Origin of the sequence: Asticcacaulis machinosus, assembly GCF_028550435.1 — a bacterium.
Lineage (GTDB): Bacteria > Pseudomonadota > Alphaproteobacteria > Caulobacterales > Caulobacteraceae > Asticcacaulis > Asticcacaulis machinosus.
The window spans coordinates 1,841,784-1,862,507 of sequence record NZ_JAQQKV010000001.1 but is presented as its reverse complement, the minus strand read 5'-3'; the positions used below and the strand labels follow the sequence as shown (position 1 = coordinate 1,862,507).

Annotated in this window: 16 protein-coding genes; 5 read left to right on the top strand and 11 right to left on the bottom strand. The window is 57.8% G+C overall.

Annotation, left to right across the window (positions count from 1 at the left end):
* Together PQU98_RS08465 and PQU98_RS08460 are read left to right on the top strand one after the other, a co-directional pair.
* The coding region (locus PQU98_RS08465; RefSeq protein ID WP_272744462.1) for a CaiB/BaiF CoA transferase family protein at positions 1-806 on the top strand (806 nt) is incomplete at its 5' end.
* Positions 807-867: 61 nt separating this feature from the next.
* On the top strand, positions 868-2,121 hold the full coding sequence (locus PQU98_RS08460; RefSeq protein ID WP_272744461.1) for a dicarboxylate/amino acid:cation symporter: 1,254 nt from the start codon (positions 868-870) through the stop codon (positions 2,119-2,121).
* Between the two features lie 129 nt (positions 2,122-2,250).
* On the opposite strand, the gene PQU98_RS08455 is transcribed toward PQU98_RS08460, so the two are convergent.
* Complete coding sequence (locus PQU98_RS08455) at positions 2,251-5,007, bottom strand: glycosyl hydrolase 115 family protein (RefSeq protein WP_272744460.1); 2,757 nt, start codon at positions 5,005-5,007, stop codon at positions 2,251-2,253.
* A 272-nt stretch (positions 5,008-5,279) separates the two neighbouring features.
* On the opposite strand from PQU98_RS08455, the gene PQU98_RS08450 reads away from it, so the two are divergent.
* The 3 genes from PQU98_RS08450 to PQU98_RS08440 are packed head-to-tail and all read left to right on the top strand — an operon-like array spanning position 5,280 to position 9,127.
* Positions 5,280-5,888: a beta-galactosidase gene (locus PQU98_RS08450; protein ID WP_272744459.1), complete on the top strand. Its 609-nt coding sequence runs from the start codon at positions 5,280-5,282 to the stop codon at positions 5,886-5,888.
* Entirely contained in the window at positions 5,818-6,639 is an 822-nt protein-coding gene (locus tag PQU98_RS08445; RefSeq protein WP_272744458.1) for a beta-galactosidase, read from the top strand. The genes PQU98_RS08450 and PQU98_RS08445 overlap by 71 nt, the downstream gene beginning before the upstream one ends.
* 58 nt (positions 6,640-6,697) lie before the next feature.
* Positions 6,698-9,127, top strand: coding sequence for a glycoside hydrolase family 2 TIM barrel-domain containing protein (locus PQU98_RS08440; protein WP_272744457.1), 2,430 nt, complete (start codon positions 6,698-6,700; stop codon positions 9,125-9,127).
* On the opposite strand, the gene PQU98_RS17055 is transcribed toward PQU98_RS08440, so the two are convergent.
* The 10 genes from PQU98_RS17055 to PQU98_RS08395 all read right to left on the bottom strand — a co-directional run bounded on the left by PQU98_RS17055 (position 9,124) and on the right by PQU98_RS08395 (position 20,252).
* Positions 9,124-9,306 carry a beta-xylosidase family glycoside hydrolase gene (locus tag PQU98_RS17055; RefSeq protein ID WP_368408149.1) on the bottom strand — a complete coding sequence of 61 codons (183 nt, stop codon included), beginning with the start codon at positions 9,304-9,306 and terminating at the stop codon, positions 9,124-9,126. The genes PQU98_RS08440 and PQU98_RS17055 overlap by 4 nt on opposite strands.
* An 18-nt stretch (positions 9,307-9,324) precedes the next feature.
* Complete coding sequence (locus PQU98_RS08435) at positions 9,325-9,795, bottom strand: (R)-mandelonitrile lyase (RefSeq protein ID WP_272744456.1); 471 nt, start codon at positions 9,793-9,795, stop codon at positions 9,325-9,327.
* An 8-nt stretch (positions 9,796-9,803) separates the two neighbouring features.
* Positions 9,804-10,262 carry a carboxymuconolactone decarboxylase family protein gene (locus tag PQU98_RS08430; RefSeq protein ID WP_272744455.1) on the bottom strand — a complete coding sequence of 153 codons (459 nt, stop codon included), beginning with the start codon at positions 10,260-10,262 and terminating at the stop codon, positions 9,804-9,806.
* 34 nt (positions 10,263-10,296) lie between these two features.
* On the bottom strand, positions 10,297-12,495 hold the full coding sequence (paoC, locus tag PQU98_RS08425; RefSeq protein ID WP_272744454.1) for an aldehyde oxidoreductase molybdenum-binding subunit PaoC: 2,199 nt from the start codon (positions 12,493-12,495) through the stop codon (positions 10,297-10,299).
* Positions 12,492-13,448, bottom strand: a complete 957-nt coding sequence (locus tag PQU98_RS08420; protein WP_272744453.1) for an FAD binding domain-containing protein — start codon at positions 13,446-13,448, stop codon at positions 12,492-12,494. Before PQU98_RS08420 ends, paoC begins: the two co-directional genes overlap by 4 nt.
* Complete coding sequence (paoA, locus tag PQU98_RS08415; RefSeq protein ID WP_272744452.1) at positions 13,445-14,080, bottom strand: aldehyde dehydrogenase iron-sulfur subunit PaoA; 636 nt, start codon at positions 14,078-14,080, stop codon at positions 13,445-13,447. The genes PQU98_RS08420 and paoA overlap by 4 nt, the downstream gene beginning before the upstream one ends.
* A gap of 422 nt (positions 14,081-14,502) precedes the next feature.
* The gene (locus tag PQU98_RS08410) at positions 14,503-15,756 is read right to left on the bottom strand and encodes a DUF2264 domain-containing protein (protein ID WP_272744451.1); all 1,254 of its coding nucleotides are present in this window, start codon (positions 15,754-15,756) and stop codon (positions 14,503-14,505) included.
* A gap of 32 nt (positions 15,757-15,788) precedes the next feature.
* The gene (locus PQU98_RS08405; protein ID WP_272744450.1) at positions 15,789-16,979 is read right to left on the bottom strand and encodes a glycoside hydrolase family 88/105 protein; all 1,191 of its coding nucleotides are present in this window, start codon (positions 16,977-16,979) and stop codon (positions 15,789-15,791) included.
* Positions 16,980-16,996: 17 nt separating this feature from the next.
* A complete protein-coding gene (locus tag PQU98_RS08400) occupies positions 16,997-18,613 on the bottom strand; it encodes a family 43 glycosylhydrolase (protein WP_272744449.1) in 1,617 nt (538 codons plus the stop codon).
* A 49-nt stretch (positions 18,614-18,662) separates the two neighbouring features.
* Positions 18,663-20,252, bottom strand: a complete 1,590-nt coding sequence (locus PQU98_RS08395; RefSeq protein WP_438263864.1) for a GH39 family glycosyl hydrolase — start codon at positions 20,250-20,252, stop codon at positions 18,663-18,665.
* Positions 20,253-20,724 lie beyond the last annotated feature (472 nt).

Below are 20,724 nucleotides of genomic sequence, written 5' to 3'. Positions count from 1 at the left end.
ACGACAGCCTGAAGGCCGTCAATCCGCGTCTGGTCTATGTGTCGATCACCGGTTTCGGGCAGGATGGTCCCTATGCCCACCGCGCCGGTTACGACTACATCATTCAGGGTATGTCGGGCCTGATGGATATCACGGGTGAGCCGCACCGTGAACCGCAAAAGGTCGGCGTGGCGGTGGTTGATCTGTTTACCGGCGTCTATGCCTCAACGGCCATTCTGGCAGCCCTGCGTCAGCGGGATATGACGGGCGAAGGTAGCCATATCGACATGGCGCTGATGGATTGCGCGGTCGCCATGCTGGCCAATCAGGCGATGAATTATCTGACGTCGGGCATATCGCCGTCACGGCTTGGCAATGCCCATCCCAATATCGCGCCCTATCAGGTCTTTGCGGTCAAGGACGGTCACGTCATCATCGCGGTTGGTAATGATCAGCAGTTCCGGCGCTTCTGTCAGATGCTGGAAGCCGACTATGTGGTCGAAAATACCGCCTATCAGACCAATTCCGGTCGGGTAGCGTCGCGGGTGCAGCTTGAGGCGGCACTTACCCCCTTCATGATGATGCACACGCGCTCAGAACTTCTGGCGAAGCTCGAAGCCGCCGGTGTGCCGGCAGGACCCATCAACCGCATAAGTGATGTGTTTAACGATCTGCAGGTCATCCACCGCGGTATGCGTCTGGAACTGGGGGCGGTATCCGGCGTGGCCTCGCCCATCGTGATTAATGGCGCGCGCATGGTGGCCGATGGGCCGTCGCCAAAGCTGGGCGAGGGGGAAGCCGATTTTAGGGAACAGCTTAGGCGATAAGGTGGTTGCACGTGCAAACAGTTTTGTGCCACCCTGTGGTTTATAGCTGGAGGCGGGTGCGTTGAAAAATAAGTTTGCGCTGTTTGTGGTGGCGTCCATGATTTTGGGCGTCGGGGTTGGTTATTACTGTAATCAATATCTGGGTGAGGCCGATACCGCCACCGCCCTTGAGACCTTCAAGACCATAACCGATATCTTTCTGCGCCTGATCAAGATGATTATTGCGCCGCTGGTGCTGACGACACTGGTGGCCGGGATCGGCCACATGGAAGATGCCGCCACCGTCGGACGCATCGGTGCCAAGACCATGACCTGGTTCTTAGGGGCATCGGTCGTCTCTCTGGTCATGGGCATTGTCATGGTCGAATGGCTTCAGCCCGGCGTCGAAATGGCGCAACTGGCGGCTGCGGCCGGTGAAGGCCTGAATCCGCCGGCGGCGACGTCATTTAACGTATCGAATTTTATCTCTCATCTGGTGCCGTCCTCGATCATCGACGCTATGGCGAAGAACGAGATCCTGCAGATTGTGGTCTTTGCCGTCTTTGTCGGCACGGCGGTATCGATGCTGGACAATAAGGCGCCGCAGATCATGCACCTGGTCGAACAACTGGCCGAGATCATGCTGAAAGTCACCGAACTGGTCATGAAGTTCGCGCCCTTTGCCATCTTCGCGTCACTGGCCGCGACCGTGACCAAGCAGGGCCTGCCGGTGCTGGTCACCTATGCCAAGTTTGTCGGCGGGTTCTATCTGTCGCTGGGGATGCTGTGGGGGCTGTTATTCCTGCTGGCTCTGCTGATCACAGGCAAGGTCGCCTTCCGGCTATTCGGTAATATCCGCGAAGCCACCCTGTTGTCGTTTTCAACGGCTTCATCCGAGGCCGCCTATCCGAAGCTTCTGGACGCCCTGCCAAAATCGGGTGTCCCACGCAAGATCGTGTCGTTCGTCTTGCCGCTCGGCTATTCGTTTAATCTCGACGGGTCGATGATGTACTGCACCTTTGCGACCCTGTTTATCCTGCAGGCGCATGGCGTGAACTTAAGTGTGCAGCAGATTATCGCCATGCTGTTGCTGCTGTTGATCACCTCGAAAGGTATTGCCGGTGTGCCGCGTGCTTCGCTGGTGGTGATCATGGCGACCCTGACCTATTTCGGCTATCCTGAAGCATGGATCGGGCTGGTGCTGGCAGTGGATCACCTGCTCGACATGGGCCGTTCTGCTACCAATGTCGTCGGTAATACGGTCGCCTCTGCCGTGGTCGCCAAATGGGAGGGCCAACTTGATAAGGGCGATGAACCCGAACCGGAAAAGGCCTGAGTGGTGCCATAAGCGATCCTCAATTATAAGCGAGGATCGCAAACTATTTGTTATGGTTGATGAAGCGCACCGTACCCGGTATGAGAAAAAGCACTTTTGCTGCCGTAATTCCGCTTCGGGCGCGAATCGCTACTTTCTGGGGGCGCCATAGAGGTTGGCTGCCCCATCCAATCTGACATCGATGCGGTCGAAGATGAAGCCGGGATCCATGGCAAAGACTTCGATCGTGTGCGCGCCTATGGCCAGTTGTTTGACCTGAATGGTTCGCACGGCGGTGTTAGTCAGCATGTTCTGCTTCCACTCCTCGCTGCGGCCGAAGGTCTCAAAATCGAGAACCTGCACTGGCCCGCCGTTGATACGTACACCCAGCCGCAGTTCGTTGGCCGAGGTGAGGGGATGGACGGGCAGAGCGACAATCTTGATGTCGGCATCGGCTTTCGCGCCAGTTGTAAAGCGGTAGACCAGCGGCTCGATTTTTGCCTTGCCCGTAGTCGAGGGCATGTCGAGTTTGACGCGCAGGGCGCTGCCACGTGAACCCAGTTCGGGGACTACCTCCCACGCCGGGGCCTTCGCCGAGGTTGCGGTCAGCGAGAGGATGCGGTTGACTTCGGCGGGTTCTCCGGCAGGGGCCTCGACTAGCTTGACGACGGGCTTCAATGTGCGTCCTGCGCACGCAATACTGCCGCCGTTCACTGTCGCCCCGCCATCATAGGCGATTTTAATGCGCTGCTCAAAGCCATTTGCTGCATTCAGTTCGCCGGTTGCGGTCGCAAAACCCATACCGTTCTGGCCCGACGCCGTCCATTGCGCCGGAACACCGGGCGTGTAGACGGTCAAGGTACGCGTGACGGCCTGCCCTTTGACAAAGGTCAGGTCGGAACTGTCGATCGAACAGCCACTTTTCGCGGCCAGGGGCCAGTGCGGATAGATCGGCTCGTCAAATACCGGCAGGCGGCGGGGAGCCTGATCCATCATGCCGTGCCATTTGCCATTGAGTTGAGCGTTGTAGGTGGCTGTGTCGGTGACGATGCGTTGATGTGCAGCCTTTGCCTGATCGGACAGGGCATTGACATTGGCGCGGTTAGCTTTGGCGTAGACAGCGGCCAGATCAAGCTTGAGGATGCGTTCATTGAGGCTGGCTGCGCCCCGTACGGGGTAAAGCACCAACTGAAAGAAGGCATCCTGACGATCAGCGGGCAGGGCCGCAGCAACGGCTTCGGCGCGGCGAGTGAGCTCGCTGTAGCGGTCGATCCGCGCCCAAGCTTCGGCCCCGCCTGTGCGCACATAGTCGCTGATGAGATTGGGGCGGGTGGGTTCGGTCTGACCGCCACCCATGAACTCCGGTTTGCGCTCCCAGGCGAGGTCATAGAATTCGGTCATGATAGTGGCAATCTCGTCGGCGCTGTCAGCCCCAAACTGTTTCGCCGCCCAGGCTTTGAGATGTTCGTGCGGTGTTTCGGCGATAACCTTATGATCGAAGGCCATGTCTAGGAAGTACTGTGTCAGGTACTCGCCGGGCTTGATATCGCCGACGTTCAGCACCCAGATCCGGTTGGCCTTCATCTGATTGGTGCGATCCATTTGCTCGCGGATCAGCGCCGGGTGCATGGTCGCCAGCCAAAGATAGTCGTGCGGACGGCCCCAGTAGGAGATATGATAATAAACGCCGGCCCCACCCTTACGGGCCTGTTCGGCCGGGGTAGAGAGCTGGTTGATATAACCATAATTATTCTCCGGCCAGACGAGGGTGACATCTTCGGGCACATTGAGGCCGGTCATATAGATGTCGAGCACCTCTTTATACAGGGTCAGCACCTGTGGCACCTGATCGGCTGGCTTTTTCTGCGCCTTCGCCAAGAGGCCGCGCTGGATGTCGAAAACCTGCGTGAGCGCATCGCGCGCCTCTTCGGGCGTTTTGGCGCCTTCCATAGCCGAGTCGTGCTTACCGCGCAGACCGATGGTGTAGAGGTTCTCAAAGTCCTTCACCTCGGTGGCGCGTTCGGCCCAGTATTTGACGATGGAATCGCGGTTGGTGAAGAAGTTAAAATCACCGCGCTTTTTCTCGTCCCACTCGCGGACATTGTTGCGCATCATCGGTTCGGCGTGCGAGGTGCCCATGACGATAGCGTAGTCGCGCGCCACCTCCGCATTGCCCTTGATCTGATAGAAAGGCTTAGTCGAGTCGTGCATGGCGGGCCACATCGTATTGGCCTTCAGTCGCCACATAAGCTCGAAAATGCGGGCATAGGTCTTTGGCCCGATATCCTTGACGTCGCGTTCATACGTTTTGGCCGCCCACGGTTGCAGACCCCAGTCCTCGTCATTGAGGAAGATACCGCGATATTGCACCGAAGGCGCATCGGAGGTGCGCGCGTCGCCGCTGACCGACAGGCGATCAACCTTGCGGGGCGTGACGTCAGCCCACCATTCCCACGGTGACACGCCCAACTCGCGCGTCAGGTCGATGATGCCCCAGATCGTGCCGCGCGTATCGGACCCGGCGATCAGCAGATATGTGATTTGCGGATCGCGCTTCGAGCGCACAGCCACGCGCTTATACCGCTCCCATTGGCCTTTGAGTTCTGCCAGATCGATCCCGCTGTCCTTCGCGAGCGACTTTACCAGAGCGGAGTCGTAATGCCCAACCACCACGCATACCCGCACGCAGTTACGCAGACTGGATGACACCTTCGGCGTCTGACCGGTCAGCGATGTCAAATCCCGCGCCAATAGATCAGCCGCTGTCGAGAGGGTTTTATCGTTTTCGTGGATAACGGCGGTGACGGTCGCGTCTTCGAACAAAGGGATTTCGATGGCCTGGGCTTTGTTCGTGTTGGCGCCAGTCACCAAGGTGACTGCCATGGCGATAGAGATCGATAGTTTCATTTTCAACACTCCGGCCTCCCGATATGTCGGACCACACCTATCGGCATATTGGTCTGACAACAAGGTGATATTTATTATATAATTCGAAATTTACGCAAAATCGATCAATAAGTAGTACAATTTCGCGCACTTATTTGCACAAATCTAAGCCAAAATGGTTTCGGTAATCGTTTTTTTGCAAAGTGGTATGACCTATTTTGCTTCCAAGATATCGAATTTGAGTTATATAGATGTCAATACGCCGACATTTAGAAGCCGTGAGGTGCGGGAAAATGAGAAGGTCACTTTTTGAGGTTTGGCTATGCCTTGTGCTGTTCAGCGCCGCCATCACAGCATCTGTGCCCGCATATGCGCAAACCGTGGTTTCGCTCGACAAGGGCACGGCCCCGAAGCTCGGCAATATCCTTTACGGCGCGTCTTACTATAACGAGTACCAGCCGCAGGATATCCGCGCCGGTCGCCTCAAGACAGACGTCGCCATGATGAAGGCGGCGGGCTTCACGGTCGTGCGCATGGGCGAGTCGAGCTGGGGCAAATGGGAGCCGCAGGACGGGCAGTTCGATTATGCCTGGATGGATGAGATCATCAGCGAATTCGGCAAGGCTGGGATCAAGGTGATCATGGGCACGCCGACATATTCGATCCCGGTGTGGATGTATGCCAAGCATCCGGACATGCTGGCTCGCCCGCTGAATGGCGGGGAGGCCGGCTATGGCATGCGCCAAAACATGAATATCGACGATGTCAACTATCGCCACTATTCCGAGCGTATCATCATCAAGCTGGTGGCCCACTATAAGGACAACCCGCATGCCTTTCGACAAGTGGTCGAAGCCCCTGCCGCCCAGCTTCCACACCGACGGCTACCGTCGCATCTATGAGCGCCTGCACGCGGCACTTTACGACGCCAAGGTCGAGACGGACATCGTCTATGCCGATGCGCCGGACTTCTTGAAGTACAAGCTGCTGATCGTGCCGGCGCTGTATATCTCAAATGATGCTCTGCTGCATAAGATCTCGGACTACGTCAGGAACGGCGGCCATGTCATCATGACGTTTAAGTCGGGGGAGGCCAACGAGAACTTCGCCGTGCGCTGGCAGACCTCACCGGGGCCACTTCGGGCTGCCGCAGGCTTCAAGTATCAGGAAAATTCGACACTCCTGAAGCCACTCAAGCTCAAGGGCGATCCGTGGAAGGTCGGTGAGACGAAGAACGAAGTCGATACAATTGCTGAGTTTCTGCAATTGGAGACCGCACACGCGCTGGCCTATTATGACCACCCGTTCTTCGGCAAGTATCCGGCGATCACACGCAACATCTATGGCAAGGGGACGCTGCTTTATCAGGGCACCGAGATCAATGACGATCTTCAGATCGCCATCGTGAAGGATGAATTGAAAAAGATCGGACTTTATGGTTCTGATCAGGACCTGCCCAAAAGCGTGTCGGTCAAACACGCCACCTCAAAGGCTGGTAAAAAACTGCACTTTTATTACAACTATTCCACCGCGCCGATCAGCGTGACCTATAGCTACAATACCGCCACCGAATTGCTGGGCGGTGGTGCGGTCGTCGGTGGTCAGGCGATCGAACTGAAGCCCTGGGGCGTCGCTATTCTCGAAGAAAAATAAGCGAAGGACGGCCTTTAACGACGGGCCGCCACCTTTAAGAGCAGGACAGGAACGAAGAATGACGGGGCGACAAAATTTGAAATGGATCGGCGTATCGGCGATGGTGCTGGCGTTCGCGACACCTGCGCTGGCGGAAAAGATCGAACTGACCCAAGGCTGGGCCTTTCGCGCGGGGACGGTGGACGGTGCGCAGGCGGTGGGCTTCGACGATTCTCAGTGGCAGCGTGTTTCTGTGCCGCACGATTTTTCGATACAGGACACGCCCGACGGCACGCCGCCGTTCAACAAGGACGCCGTGCCGGGCAGTGATTCCGGGTATTTGTCAGGTGGGGAAGGGTGGTATCGCCGCGATATCGACTTTGATCCCAAAACCGCCGCCGACATCGTGTACCTCACATTCGAAGCCGTCTATATGGACGCCGATATCTGGCTGAACGGCGTCCATATCGCCAAACATCACTACGGCTATACCGCCTTCACCCTCGATTTGACGGGCAAGGTCAAGGCCGGGAAGAACGTCATCGCCGTCCGCGTCAATCACGTAGATCCGTCGTCGCGCTGGTACGCCGGTTCGGGCATCATCCGCCCGGTGCATCTCGAAAGCCTTGACCGGATCCATATCGATCCACAGGGCCTTGTGGTGACGATTCCGGTCGCCACCGCTGACAAAGGCGTTGTGGCGGTTAAGACCCCCGTGAAGAACACCAGCGCCAAGGCGGCGACCGTGGTCCTGACCTCCGTGCTGCGCGATGCTGCCGGTCGTCGCGTGGGCGAGAGCCGGCTCAGTCAGGCGCTCAAGCCCGGTGCGGCTCATAGCTTCGATCAGACCCTGAGCATCAATCGTCCGGCCCTGTGGTCCATCGAAACGCCCAACCTCTACAGGCTGGAGCAGGCCGTACAGGTTGGCGATAAGCTGGTCGATGCGCGCGCTACCCGCGTCGGCATCCGCACGATTACGGTCGATGCGCAGAATGGCTTTTTGCTGAATGGCCAGCCGGTTGAACTTAAGGGCGGTAATATCCATCACGACAACTACATGCTGGGGGCCGAAGGCTGGGTCGACGCCGACAAGCGCAAGGTCGCCCTGATGAAAGCGGCGGGCTATAATGCCATCCGCAACGCCCATAATCCCGCCAGTCAGGCCACGCTCGACGCCGCCGACGAACTGGGCGTGCTGGTTGTCAACGAAGCCTTCGACGCCTGGAACTACGCAAAAAAGGACAAGGATTACGCCCGCTTTTTCAAGGCCGACTGGAAACAGGATATCGACAGTCTGGTGATCACCGGTCGCAACCACCCCAGCGTCATTTTCTGGAGCATAGGCAACGAGATCCCTGAGCAGGGCTCGGCCGAAGGCGTGGCGACCGCGCGGATGCTGGCCACCCGTGTGCGTGAACTGGACCCAACCCGCCCCGTTACGCAAGGGGTCAATCTCGACAGCCCGGCCAATGCGTCGTTGTTCGCCGAACTGGACGTCGCAGGCTATAATTACCGGGCGCATTTTTTCGCCAAGGATCATGTCGATCACCCCAAGCGCGTCATGTTCACGACCGAATCCACCTCGAAGGACGCCTTCAAATACTGGCGCATCGTCGAAGACATGCCGTCGGTGATCGGTGATTTCGTGTGGACTTCAGTGGACTATATCGGTGAGGCCGGGATCGGCTGGATGGGCTATAGCAAGGGGTGGAAGGATCTGGGACCCTATCCCTGGCATCTGGCCTATAGCGGCGAGATCGACGTCACGGGCCGCAAACGTCCGGCCGCTTATTACCGCGAAGTGTTCTGGAAAACCGGCCGCACGCCGATTTCCGCCTTCGTCCGTCAACCCGCCGGCACCGAAGATCTGCCTGACCGGGAACTATTCAAGGACAAGGCTTCGCTCGACTGGTCTCTCGAAGACCTGCACGAAAGCTGGACCTGGAAAGGTCAGGACGGCAAGCCGCTGGAGGTCGTCGTCTATTCGGAATTCCCAGAGGTCGAGCTGCTGCTCAACGGCCGCAGTCTGGGCAAGAAGGCGGTCAGCGTCGATTCGGCCTACAAGGCCGATTTCAACGTGCCCTATGCGCCGGGCACCCTGACGGCGGTCGGCTATCGCGATGGGCGAGCGGCAGGGCAGTGGCAACTGCGGACGGCGGGCCAGCCTGCCTCGGCGCGGGTGACGCTCGACCGCACGCAGATCGCGGGCAACGGCAAGGATCTCGTCTACGCCACCATCGAACTGCTCGACCGCGATGGCGTACCGGTCTATGCGCAGGCCGACGACCGCAAGGTGGTTATTGAGGTTACGGGCGCGGGAACGCTGGCCGGGGCAGGCAGCGGCAATCCGCAGCGCATCGAGAGTCTGAAATCGGGGCGCGTCACGACCTTCCACGGGCGGGCGCAGGCGGTCATTCAGGCCGGGGATCGGGCGGGCAGCGTCATAGTGACGGTCACGGTCAACGGCTTGCCGACGCAACGGCTGATCGTGCCGGTCGTCGCACCTTAACTGGAGATATAACTAAGGCTGTCGACATCGGCGGGCGTGGGGCTGGCGGCGCTGGAAACGGCGAACATCCCCAGATACATGCCCGTCCATACCTTGGCGGGTTCGCTGGCGATCAGGTTGAAGCGCCCTTCGCCGAGTGCGTTCCAGTCCTCACCGCCGTGGTCGAGACGGTGCGGTATCGGGCAGCGTGAGGACGATCAGTGGTCGGGATATTGGTCGTTGCTGACGTGCTCCAACCAAGTTACCGATTTGCCGTCCAGAGCTTCGGCGATGGCGATATGACGCAGGCCGGAATGATGGCTTGCCCCATGCCAATGTTTGACACCTGGCGGAATCCACACAACGTCGCCAGCCTTGATCACTTGGGCCGGACCATCCCAATGCTGCACCCAGCCGCTCCCTTCGGTGACGATAAGCGTCTGACCCAGCGGGTGAGTATGCCAGGCCGTCCGGGCTCCGGCCTCGAACGTTACGTCGCCTCCGCCTATGCGAGCAGGGCTTTGACGCTGGAACCGTGAGGTGACACGTACCTTGCCCGTAAAGTTCTCCGGACTGCCCGCGGATATTTGCTGCGTTTCGTAAGGGGTAACCACCACCTTGTCCGATTGGGCGAGGGCACTGGTTGTACCCATCAAGGCGAGGCTAATGAAGGCGATCGAGCATTTCACGTCGGGCCTCACTTTGCGTTAAACACTTCGCGTGCGACACCTATAGCCGTCACGGCATTCGGCCAGCCCGAGTAGAAGGCCAGATGCGTTATGGTTTCGACAATCTCTTCCTCAGTTACGCCGTTCTGCTTGGCGAGGGCCATATGAGAGCGCAATTGATCAGGTCGGTTCATGGCAATCAGCGCGCTCATGGTGACTAGGCTTCGATCGCGTTTCGAGAGTTGCGGTCTTTCCCAGATGTCGCCGAACAGAACCTCGTCAGTCAATTCCGCCATCTTGGGCGAGATATCACCCATTAATTTCTGAGCCCGCGAAGGTTCTGGCGATTTGGATGGTGTGTCTGTTCCTGTTTCTTGAGTACTTGTTTCTTGAGTACTTGTTTTTTGGGCACTTATTTCTTGGGCACTGGCAGGCATACCCAATAAACTCAGGAGAAAGACCAGTTTCATCATCCTGAGGATGTTCATATGAGGCTCCGGCGGTTTTTTAGATTCGAGTGGATTACGCGAAGGATGGAAGGTGTGTGATCAGTTTGTCCAGGGTGAGGGGGTAGTCTCTGACACGTACACCGGTGGCGTTATAGATAGCGTTGGCAATGGCGGCACTCACGCCGCAAAGACCCAGTTCCCCAATCCCGCGCGCCTTCATGGGCGACGAAATCGGATCTTCCTCATCCAGAAAGATCACGTCCTGATGAGGGATGTCGCCGTGAACCGGCACCTCATAACCCGCAAGGTCATGGTTCACGAAGAAACCGTGCCGCGTATCGACGGCCAGTTCTTCCATGATCGCGCCGCCAACGCCCATAGTCATGGCGCCGATCACCTGACTGCGCGCGGATTTGGGATTAATAATCCGCCCGGCCGCACACACGGCCAGCATGCGCCGAACGCGGATTTCAGCCGTAGCGGCATCTACCCCAACCTCGACGAAGTGGGCAGCGAAGGTCGACTGTAGATACTTTTTGGAAAGATCGCCGAATTCGATGGCATCTTCTGCGACCAGCCCCTTCGGACCGACAGCCTCACCCAGCGACAGGCTTTTTTTGCCGACGGCAACTCGTCCGTCCGCGAATTGTGCTTTTGAAGCGTCAAATCCGACCGCCTTGCACACAGCTTCGCGTAGTTTTACACAGGCGGCGTAAACGCCTGATGTCGAGGAGTTGGCACCCCACTGACCGCCGGACCCCGCTGAAACCGGGAAGTCGGAATCACCGAGACGCACTATCACTTTGTCGATAGGTACACCCATCATTTCGGCGGCCGTCTGCGCAATAATCGTATAGCTGCCGGTGCCGATATCGGTCATGTCGGTCTCAACCGTCACCTTGCCCGCAGCGTCAAGTCGAACCCGCGCGGCCGACTTCGCTACAGGGTTTCCCCGATAACCGGCGCCCACACCCATGCCGACGAGCCAGCGCCCATCGCGTGACTTGCCGGGAACGGCGCTGCGCTTGGACCAGCCGAAATGGGCCGCGCCGTCACGAAGGCACTTGATCAGTTGCCGTTGTGAATAAGGGCGCTCAGGTGCATTCGGGTCGACCTGAACGTCATTTATGATGCGAAACTCTACCGGGTCGATGCCCAGCTTTTCGGCCATCTCGTCCATGGCAATTTCCAGAGCCATAAGACCGGGGGCTTCTCCGGGTGCACGCATGGCATTGCCTTCGGGCAGGTCGAGTACCGCCAAGCGTGTCGCGGTCATCCGGTTCGGGCCCGCGTACATGAATTGCGTCTGCTGTGTTGCGTTTTCAGGCTTGCCGCCCGGCAGATTGCCGGACCAGGTTTCGTGCCCGATGGCAGTGATCTTCCCATCCGGCGTGCATCCGATACGGATACGTTGAATGGTCGCCGGTCTATGGGTCGTGTTATTGAAAATGAACGCGCGCGGCAGGGCTATCTTTACCGGGCGCTTGGCGGCGCGCGCGCCAAGTGCCGCCAGTACGGCATCGCTGCGGACGAACAATTTGCCACCAAAACCGCCACCAATATAGGGCGATATGAGACGGACACTGGCCTTAGGAATGCCGAGAGTTTTTGCCACGTCCCCGCGCCCCCAGTCGATCATCTGGTTGGCGGTCCACAGCGTCAGTTTGTCGCCCTCCCATTTCGCCATAGAGGCATGGGGTTCCATCATCGCGTGGGCCTGATCTGGCGTGCGGTAGACCTCATCCAGTTGGTGGGGCGCGGCCGCGTAGGCTGTGCGGAAATCGCCGGTGAGGCGCTCGCCCCGTCCCTCATTGGTCAGTTTGGCATTGGCGCGTTCGGCAACCAGATCGAACTTGCCGACGGCTTTGGCGTATCTGACCTTCACCTTTTGTGCGGCCGCCCGCGCCTGCTCAAAGGTTTCGGCGACCACGACGGCGATAGCCTGATGATAATGGTCGATCTCAGGGCCACCGAGCAATTTCGCCGTGTTCATACTGCCAAGGCCCAGCGGGCCCGCCGTCTCGGCGGTCACGATTGAGATGACACCTGACGCCGCACGCGCGGCCTCAGTATCGATCGAAATGATCCGGCCCTTGGCAATGGTCGAGCCTACGACATAGCCATAAGCCACACCGCTAACTTCCTGGTTTTGCTCATAGGCATAGGGCGCTTGGCCTGTTGTTTTTAGCGGCCCATCAATCCGATCGATCGGTTTGCCGACGATTTTGAGCTGATCGATAGGATTGGTCGTAGCGGGCGTATCGAACTTCATGACCGGCCTCGCGTTTCGCTGAGTACGCCGGCAAGAGTACGCTCGGCAAGGATGCGTTTGAATTCATTTTCGGGGGTAGGTACGGCGTCGGCAAAGACCCTGGCTGCGACCGCCGCAGCACCATTGGGCAGTTCCCGTTCTGCCGCTTCAACGCGCCAGGGTTTGTGGGCAACCCCGCCAAATGCAACTCTGCCCCGGCCATCGGCCTGAATGACGGCGGCCACGGAAACCAGAGCAAATGCGTAGGAGGCGCGGTCGCGAACCTTGTGATAGACGTGTGTGCCCCCGAGCGGTTTGGGCAGTGTCACCGCCGTTATGAACTCGCCGGACTGAAGAGAGGTCTCAATATGCGGGGTCGCACCGGGCAGACGGTGAAAGTCCTTCATTTTTATCTGACGGGATTTGCCGTTGGGGAGCACCGTTTCGACTGCGGCATCAAGCACACGCATCGCCACGGCCATGTCACTGGGGTGTGTGGCAATGCAGGCGGTGCTTGCGCCAATGATCGCGTGTTGGCGACTGAAGCCGCGGACGGCTGAGCAACCGCTTCCCGGCTGGCGCTTGTTGCACGCCTGTGCCGTATCATAAAAATAGGGGCACCGTGTACGTTGCAACAAGTTGCCTGCCGTTGTCGCCTTGTTTCTTAGCTGGCCGGACGCTCCGGCCAATAGCGCACGGGACAACACACCATAGTCGCGCCGCACCCGATCATCGGCGGCTAGATCGGTGTTACGGACAAGCGCGCCGATGCGCAGCCCGCCTGAAGGGGTGTCTTCGATCTTGTCCAGGCCCAGCCCATTAACGTCGATGAGGTGAGGCGGTGTCTCGATCTCTAGTTTCATCAGATCGAGCAGGTTTGTGCCGCCGGCGATGAAACGGGCTCCCGACGTGCTGGCCGCCATAGAGGCGGCGTCGGCCGGCGATTTTGCTCTGACGTAGGTGAAGGACTTCATGCGGTCAGCCCTCCGACTTCGCTCATGGCCTCTATAATGTTCGAATAGGCACCACAACGACAGATGTTGCCGCTCATACGCTCGCGCATCTCCACTGCGGAAAGCTCAGGCGTCGCGGTCAGATCCGTTGTCACGTGGCTGGGCAGGCCTGCCTTGATTTCGTCGAGAACGGCCACCGCTGAACAAATTTGCCCAGGCGTGCAATATCCGCATTGGTAGCCGTCATGTTTGATGAAGGCGGCTTGCATCGGATGAAGATTATCCGGCGTGCCCAGCCCTTCAATGGTCGTAATGGCCTCGCCTTCGTGCATCACCGCGAGTGAGAGGCATGAGTTGATACGGCGTCCCTCGACTAACACGGTACATGCACCGCACTGGCCATGATCGCAGCCTTTTTTGGTGCCGGTCAGGTGGAGATGCTCGCGCAGCGCGTCCAGAAGGGTTGTCCGCAAATCCAGTTCAAGCGTCTGAGGCTTGCCGTTCACCTGAAGGTGAACCTGAGACGTTACGGGGAGGGAGATCTCGGTGGGCTGGGCAGCCGCCCTCGATGCCATACCTGAAACCGCCGCTACGGCGCCTCCAGCTCTAAGGACGTCGCGACGGCTCGTGGAAATGTTTGCTGGATTAGACATTTCAATTCCCTTGCTTGGTGGGGGCAGGAAGGGGCGCGTTGGCACAGGGAAGCTACTGTAGCCCGGTATATGTTAGAGCGAATATAAGTGGTTTTGGATTGGCTTTATAAGCTCAGCTCATAAATAGATCGTACTTTTGCACACTTCTGGCTTCGAGCAGAGTATGGCGAACCGATCTTTGTAAGTTTTACCCAAGCAACTTGAATGTCCGGTTTCGGGTAAATTTTCTGCGCCGAGAGCGTTTTCCCAATAAGTGGTTTCACCGCACGGGCGGCCCCGTTATTAGATAAGAAAGATCAATAAAACAAAAACATAGGGCGAATTTACGATCCTATTTGATCGAAATTTGCTCTAGATCCAATGTCTCCTTTTGGGGTGCAATGAAGCAAAGGGGGCGGCTTCTACTTGAGCGGGAAAACGCTCTAATAATCGACGTGATAGTCTTTCGGGAAGGCCTTGCCGGCGAAGGCTTTCTTTTGTGTCCAGTCTTCGGCGGGGGCGGTCCAGAAGGTGTCGGTTGGCGGCAGGCCCAGCGCCAGAAAGCTTTCCGAGGTAATATACATACTGCCGCTGTTGGTGTACCAGTCGGCCAGTTCGCGGTGGTGGCCGACAAAGCCGATGGTCAGGTATCCGTCCGCTGTAAAGTTGGACGGCTCGGTAAAGATGGCCTTATGAACGGCCGTCAGAGCGGCGCGTACCTGCCCTTCAGGCAGGCTCTGCGGCAGGGCCTTGCGCCACGCCAGAAGCGCCAGCGGCTGAAACGCTGCCGTGCGATAGGTCAGCGACCGGCCAATCGGCGGATAGGTGCCGGTGGGGGAGATGAAGCGCTCCAGATGCTCACTGTTTCTTTGCATCCGCTTAAGCCACTTCGGCAGTTCGACCTCTGGCTTAAGATTGTTGAATGACGGCTTCAGCCTGACCAGAACCTCAAGAATTTCAACGATCATCGGATAGATGACGTAAGAATTATAATAGTCGAAATGGAATTTGGTGCCATCCGCTACCCAACCATCGCCGATGTACCATTCTTCCATTTTCTTGATCGTCAGATCGACGCGCATAGGGTCCCAGTCTTCGCCAATCATCAACAGGAAGACCTCATTCATGGCCGCGAACAACAGCCAGTTGGTATAGGGCGGCGACACGCGTCGTAACTGCTTGATCTCCGTGACGATGCGGGTTTTGGTGGTTGCGTCGAGCGGTTCCCACAATTGTTTGGGCGCGCGCATCAGAGCGTTGGTGAAGTAAGCCGAATCGACCAGAGCCTGCCCGTGGGTGCGCCAGACCAGATAGTCGGGGCTTTTGTGATCAACCGAATGGACATAGGCTTGCAACGCATCTTGCGTCAACTTACGACGCACCTGACCTTCGGGTGTGTTGTCTTCGGGCAGGGTCAACCAGGGCGCAACCCCGGCGATGAGGCGGGCGAAAGCTTCCATATAGGCGACATTGGTATCGCGCCCGTCAGAGTTCATGCCGACCTCAATCTTGAAGGCTTTCTTAAGCTCGCCCTTGGCCATGTTGGATAAGACCGGCTCGGCTATTTTTTGCAGCAGGCCCGCGGTATATGCGCGGTCGTTCTGTGACTTTGCTCTGGGCTTGGCTGCCGATGCGTTGCCAGCACCGGCCACGGCTGCCCCGGTCAGGCCGGTCATAAGGAAATTACGTCTGTCCATAGTGTCCGCCTTCTTTTTTGTTATTGTGTGCGTCAGCGCTTAAGATTGAGATCGGAAATCGCCGTGGCTGCCAGCAGGAACGCGCCAACACCATAATATTGCGTGTCGTCATAGGCGACGCTTTCGGGCTGATCGGAAACCGGCTGAACCCAGCCCAGTTTACCATTTGGATGAACCGCACGCACGAGCGCACCCCAGCCCTTACGGACGACCGGTTCATATTCCTTTGCGTCCAGAAGTCCGGCCTTTATGCCCCATGCAAAGCCATAGGTGAAAAAGCCCGTACCGCTGGTTTCGGGTAACGAGGTGGCTGGATCCGACAGCAGTGAGGGCGACCAGTAACCGTCCGCTTTCTGAATGGTCTTCAGCTTGGCCGCCATCTCCTTAAAGATGGTTTCCATCCGCACACGTTCAGCGTCGCCTTCGGGCAGGAGCGGGATCATGCGTGCCAGACCAGCAAACACCCAGCCATCGCCGCGGCTCCAGAACACCTTTTCACCGTTAGGCCCCTGACGCCCGATAAAGCGCGAGTCGCGATAATAGAGGTGCTCTTGGGTATCATAAAGCAGGTCGGTTGTGGCGATGAATTCTCTCTTGGCGTAGTCGGCATATTTGGGGTCGCCCGTGACCTTGGACAGCTCAAGCCATGTGGCCGGGGCCATGAATAAGGCGTCGGACCAGCACCAGCGCTGCTGGCAATCCACGCCGCGCGGATCGGAATATTCGCGGTGGGTCAGCCCCACTTCGGGCGGAAACTCAAGGATCATGTCAAAGCGCTTTTTCAGAGGCGCAATGGCCTCAGGGCCTGCACCATTACGCGATGCCCACAGATAGGACTGACCGATCACGTGATCGTCCGCGAAGTAGGTGGTTGGCCCTAGTTGCCATTTGTTGGCAATGCCGCGTTGGATGATGGTCTCTTTGTAGATCGGATTTTGGGAATGCTCCGCCATCTCGATCAGGCCAACAAACAAGGCACCCTGTACCCAGCCGGTCTTATGGGGCGTATCGCTGGAGGCTTTTGCCGGGATTGATCCGCCGGCCAGACTGGCCAGTTGATAGGCCGCCACCCGTTCCGCCAGCGCCATCACTTCAGCCGGACGATAGGGGATTGTCTCGCTTGGCTGTACGGACGGTTTAGCGGGGGCGGCGAGGGCCGTCTGCGGAATGGCCGGACTGGTCAGGCAGAGGGCCGCCGTCAGAGCTGTAATGAAAGGTTTCATGGTCGGTTCAGTTTGTTTCAGGTCAGGGCGCGATAGGTGAAGTCTGATAAGGTGACGCTGCCTGTGCCGGTGCTGTAGATCCCGACCTTGAGGCTCAGGAACCCGCCAAAGATATTATGGTGCATACCGGACACCTCCATGCGGGTCGGGTGCCGTGTCCAGGTTTTGCCGCCATCCAGCGACCAGTGGTAGGTGATGACATTTTCATCATTGGTCAGGCGGGCACGGATTTTGCGGCCTGCGGCGTTTTGCCGGTTCCAGCCCTGATCTTCGGCCGATTGCCAGGTGATGGTTTGCTCACCCGAAAATCCGACGCCGACAAAGGCCTTGGGGTTGTAATAGAGCAGCAGGCCCCCTTGCGCCTCCCCCTCAAGTTCCAGTGTCACCTCGACCTGATAAGACCGGTCGCCGACACCGCAGGTGAGCGGTGATGAATCCGTAGGGGTCGTGCCGCGCCCTGCCAGCCGAAGCTTGCCACCGGCGCGGGTCACCCGTGTCATCTCATCGGGCTTCGGGTCGTGAAACGCCCATTGGGTGCCGAAACGATCTGTGCGGAAATCGTCTGACAGTGCCTTACCCGCAGAACTTTTCTTGCCGCCCTTGGGTTTGAGCATCGGCTTTGACAGGTCGCCGCCCAAGGCCCTGAACCAGCCATCCGGTGTCCATTCCATCGGCTCCAGCAGGGTCTGGCGGCCAAGGGTTCGCATACCGTTTTCGTAGCCGTGATAAACCAGCCACCAGTCGCCGGATGGCCCCTCAACTATGGTCGCGTGTCCCTTTGACCACCACGGTTCATCGGTGCTTAAGGTGCGCACCAGCGGGTTATTCGGATGATGCTCCCACGGGCCATGAATGGACTTTGAGCGGGCGGCGATGACCATGTGGCCGGTGACCGGCCCGGCTGTGCCGCCCACGGCGGTGACCAGATAGAAATAGTCGCCGCGCCGTAAAAGCTTAGGCCCTTCGGGGGCGAAGTTTTCGGTGATCCAGTCGTCGGGATAAACCCACGGCGCATAGGCGGGCTCCAGCTTACCGACCGTGGACAGGCCGTCGTCGGTAAGCTCTATCTTGCGGATGCCGTTGACAAACAGATAGCGCTTGCCGTCTTCACCGACGATGTGGCCGGGGTCAATACAGTCACGGATATTGAGATCGACCGGATCGCTCCACGGGCCTTCGATCTTATCAGCCCAGATGGCGTAGATCGACCACGGCTTACCGTCGGGAGCGGCGGGGATATATATGAAGTAACGGCCATTGTGCTTGCAGATATCGACAGCCCAGATCGTCCCCAGCGACTTAAACAGGGACGGTCCGACCGGCGACCAGTTCACCAGATCGGTCGAGTGCCAGATGATCAGCCCCGGATAGGAATAAAACGACGAGAACGTCATGTAGTAGTTCTCACCGTCTTTCAGGATGGTCGGGTCGGGATGGTCGCCTTTGACGATAGGGTTCTGGAAATAACCGTTACCAAGGTCAGCAGTTCTCTGCCCCTCCACCCCTTTGCCCCAGACGGGTTTTGCTGGAGGGGCGCAGGTCGCAGGGGCCGCAGTGGCGGCGCCCGCGACTGGCGCAAGGGCGGCACCGGCGGCCAGAGATTTAAAGATATTGCGGCGGGATACGTCTGACATGTCATGATTTCCGGTGTTGTGGCGCGTAATGATCAGGGTAACTGGAGTCTTATTTTTCCAGTTTTACAAGCACCACATCATTGGTGTTCATCTTCAGGGAAATCTCAGTGGTGCCGTCACGTCCGACCGTTATGGTGCGTTCCGTTTCCGGCAGATCGCGGGTCAGGGATTGTAACTTGGAAAGCTGGGCCGACGTCAGGGTGGCGGGCGACCCCATCGCAATATAGGCCGAATGGGCGTCATTGGTCATATAGCCGGTGCGGTGAACTTTAAGCTTATAGCGTCCTGCGGCTAGACCGGTCAGTTTGATCGTCGCGGGCTTGGACGATGAATTGGGGGCCAGTTTGCTGAAGAAGGTGCCGTTGCTCTTACCCTGCTGATCCGGCAACTGGAAATCCCACAGGACAGCATTGAGCGATTTACCGTCATAGGCGGCCCACACCTGCTGATCTCCGGAGGGGACTTCGTTACCTTTAAGGGCGTTCAGATACTTATAGGCAAACCATGACGGCTTACGCAGGCCGTCCTTCGTCATCAGGCCAAAACCGCCGTGGAAAGGCGTGGAGGGCGGGCCGGGTTCTTCGAACAGATCGGAATAGACCCAGTAGCTCATGCCCTGAGCGACGCCTTGCACATTACGCACCTTGCTGATGATATAGGGGGCGGCGATATAGGAATCGTGGCTGAGGTCACGCGGATTGTAGCTGGTGCTCCACTCGGTGAAAAACAGCGGCGTGCCCGGCAGGTGTGAGGCTTCGATTTCCGCACGAACCTTTTTGACATCCCCGATGATGGCGTTGGGGTTCTTCGACAACTGAAGATCCATCTTGCCCTCTTCGTCGAGGTAACCATAGTCGACGCCGTAGGTGTGGGTGGTCGCAAAATCGACGGGGGTATTGGTCGCCTTGGCATAGGCCATAAGCTCCGGCACCCAGGCCGCCCCCGCCGTCGACGGCCCGCCGACGCGCAAGGCCGGATCAATGGCCTTAATGGCGCGGGCAGTGACGCCATAGAGCGCAAAATAGGCTTCCTGATCGGCATATTGCCAGAAGCCGTCGAGGTTGGGTTCATTCCAGACTTCAAAGTACCAGGTGCGCACTTCTTCGATACCGTAACGGCTAACCAGATGACGGACAAACGTATCGATCAGGGCTTTCCACAGATCAAGCCGGGGGTGGGAGGTATTGCCCTTCCAATAAAAAATCGTCTGATCGGAGGTTTTGAGCGCGGACGGCGTAAAGCCCAGTTCGATGAACGGCTTAATGCCCATCTTCAGGAAACTGTCGTAAAGATAGTCGATCTTCGTCCAGTCATAGACGATCTTGCCATCGACCGATTTCACCGTACCCAGTTTATCGTGAAAAATGTCGTGGAAGCGAATATAGCGAAAGCCCAGTTCGTTCACGGCCATTTTAAGCTGCGCCAGATTGGCGTCACGAATGGTGACGCCCGGATAGTCGGCACCGATAGACAGATCAAAGAACCGGTCAATGGGGGTGGCGGCCTGACGGATATCAAGGCTGATTTCACGATGTGCACCGGCCTGCGCCAGGGCTTCAGAGGCCAGAGCCCCGGTTGATGCGGCGGCAAGACCGGCTGCGGTCGTCGACATCATCGTGCGTCGTGAAATAGGGGCCATCTGGTTTCCTCAGGGTTCAGGCTGCGAATTTACGCCTGTCGATTCATATTACAACCGCTATGGCGGTCACCAAAAATCCCCTTCCGGCTATGCTGTCCGGAAGGGTAAGGTTTGGAAGGTAACAGCCCATAAACACATTGCCGCAGCCTGGACTGTAAAGCTACGGCTTGGCGAAAGCAGAGCTCCGCCAATCTGAAAGTCTGAATTATCTGATGAGGCGCCCGTCTGCGGTGCGCATGATCCTGTCCCCGTCGTTTTTTCTTAAGGCTTGTCAGGCCTCTGATTATTTATGCTCACAATAAACGCACCGGATACACCGCTTACGGTGTCCGGCGGCTTCAGTCCTGAAGCGCTTTTATGTTCGACATGCTTATAATAGGTGAGGAGGTTGATATTGCCTAATCCATTAATATTATTTGACATTTTCTCCATTTGTGGATTAGCCTGTTCGTTGTTTTGATCGCTATGTCCG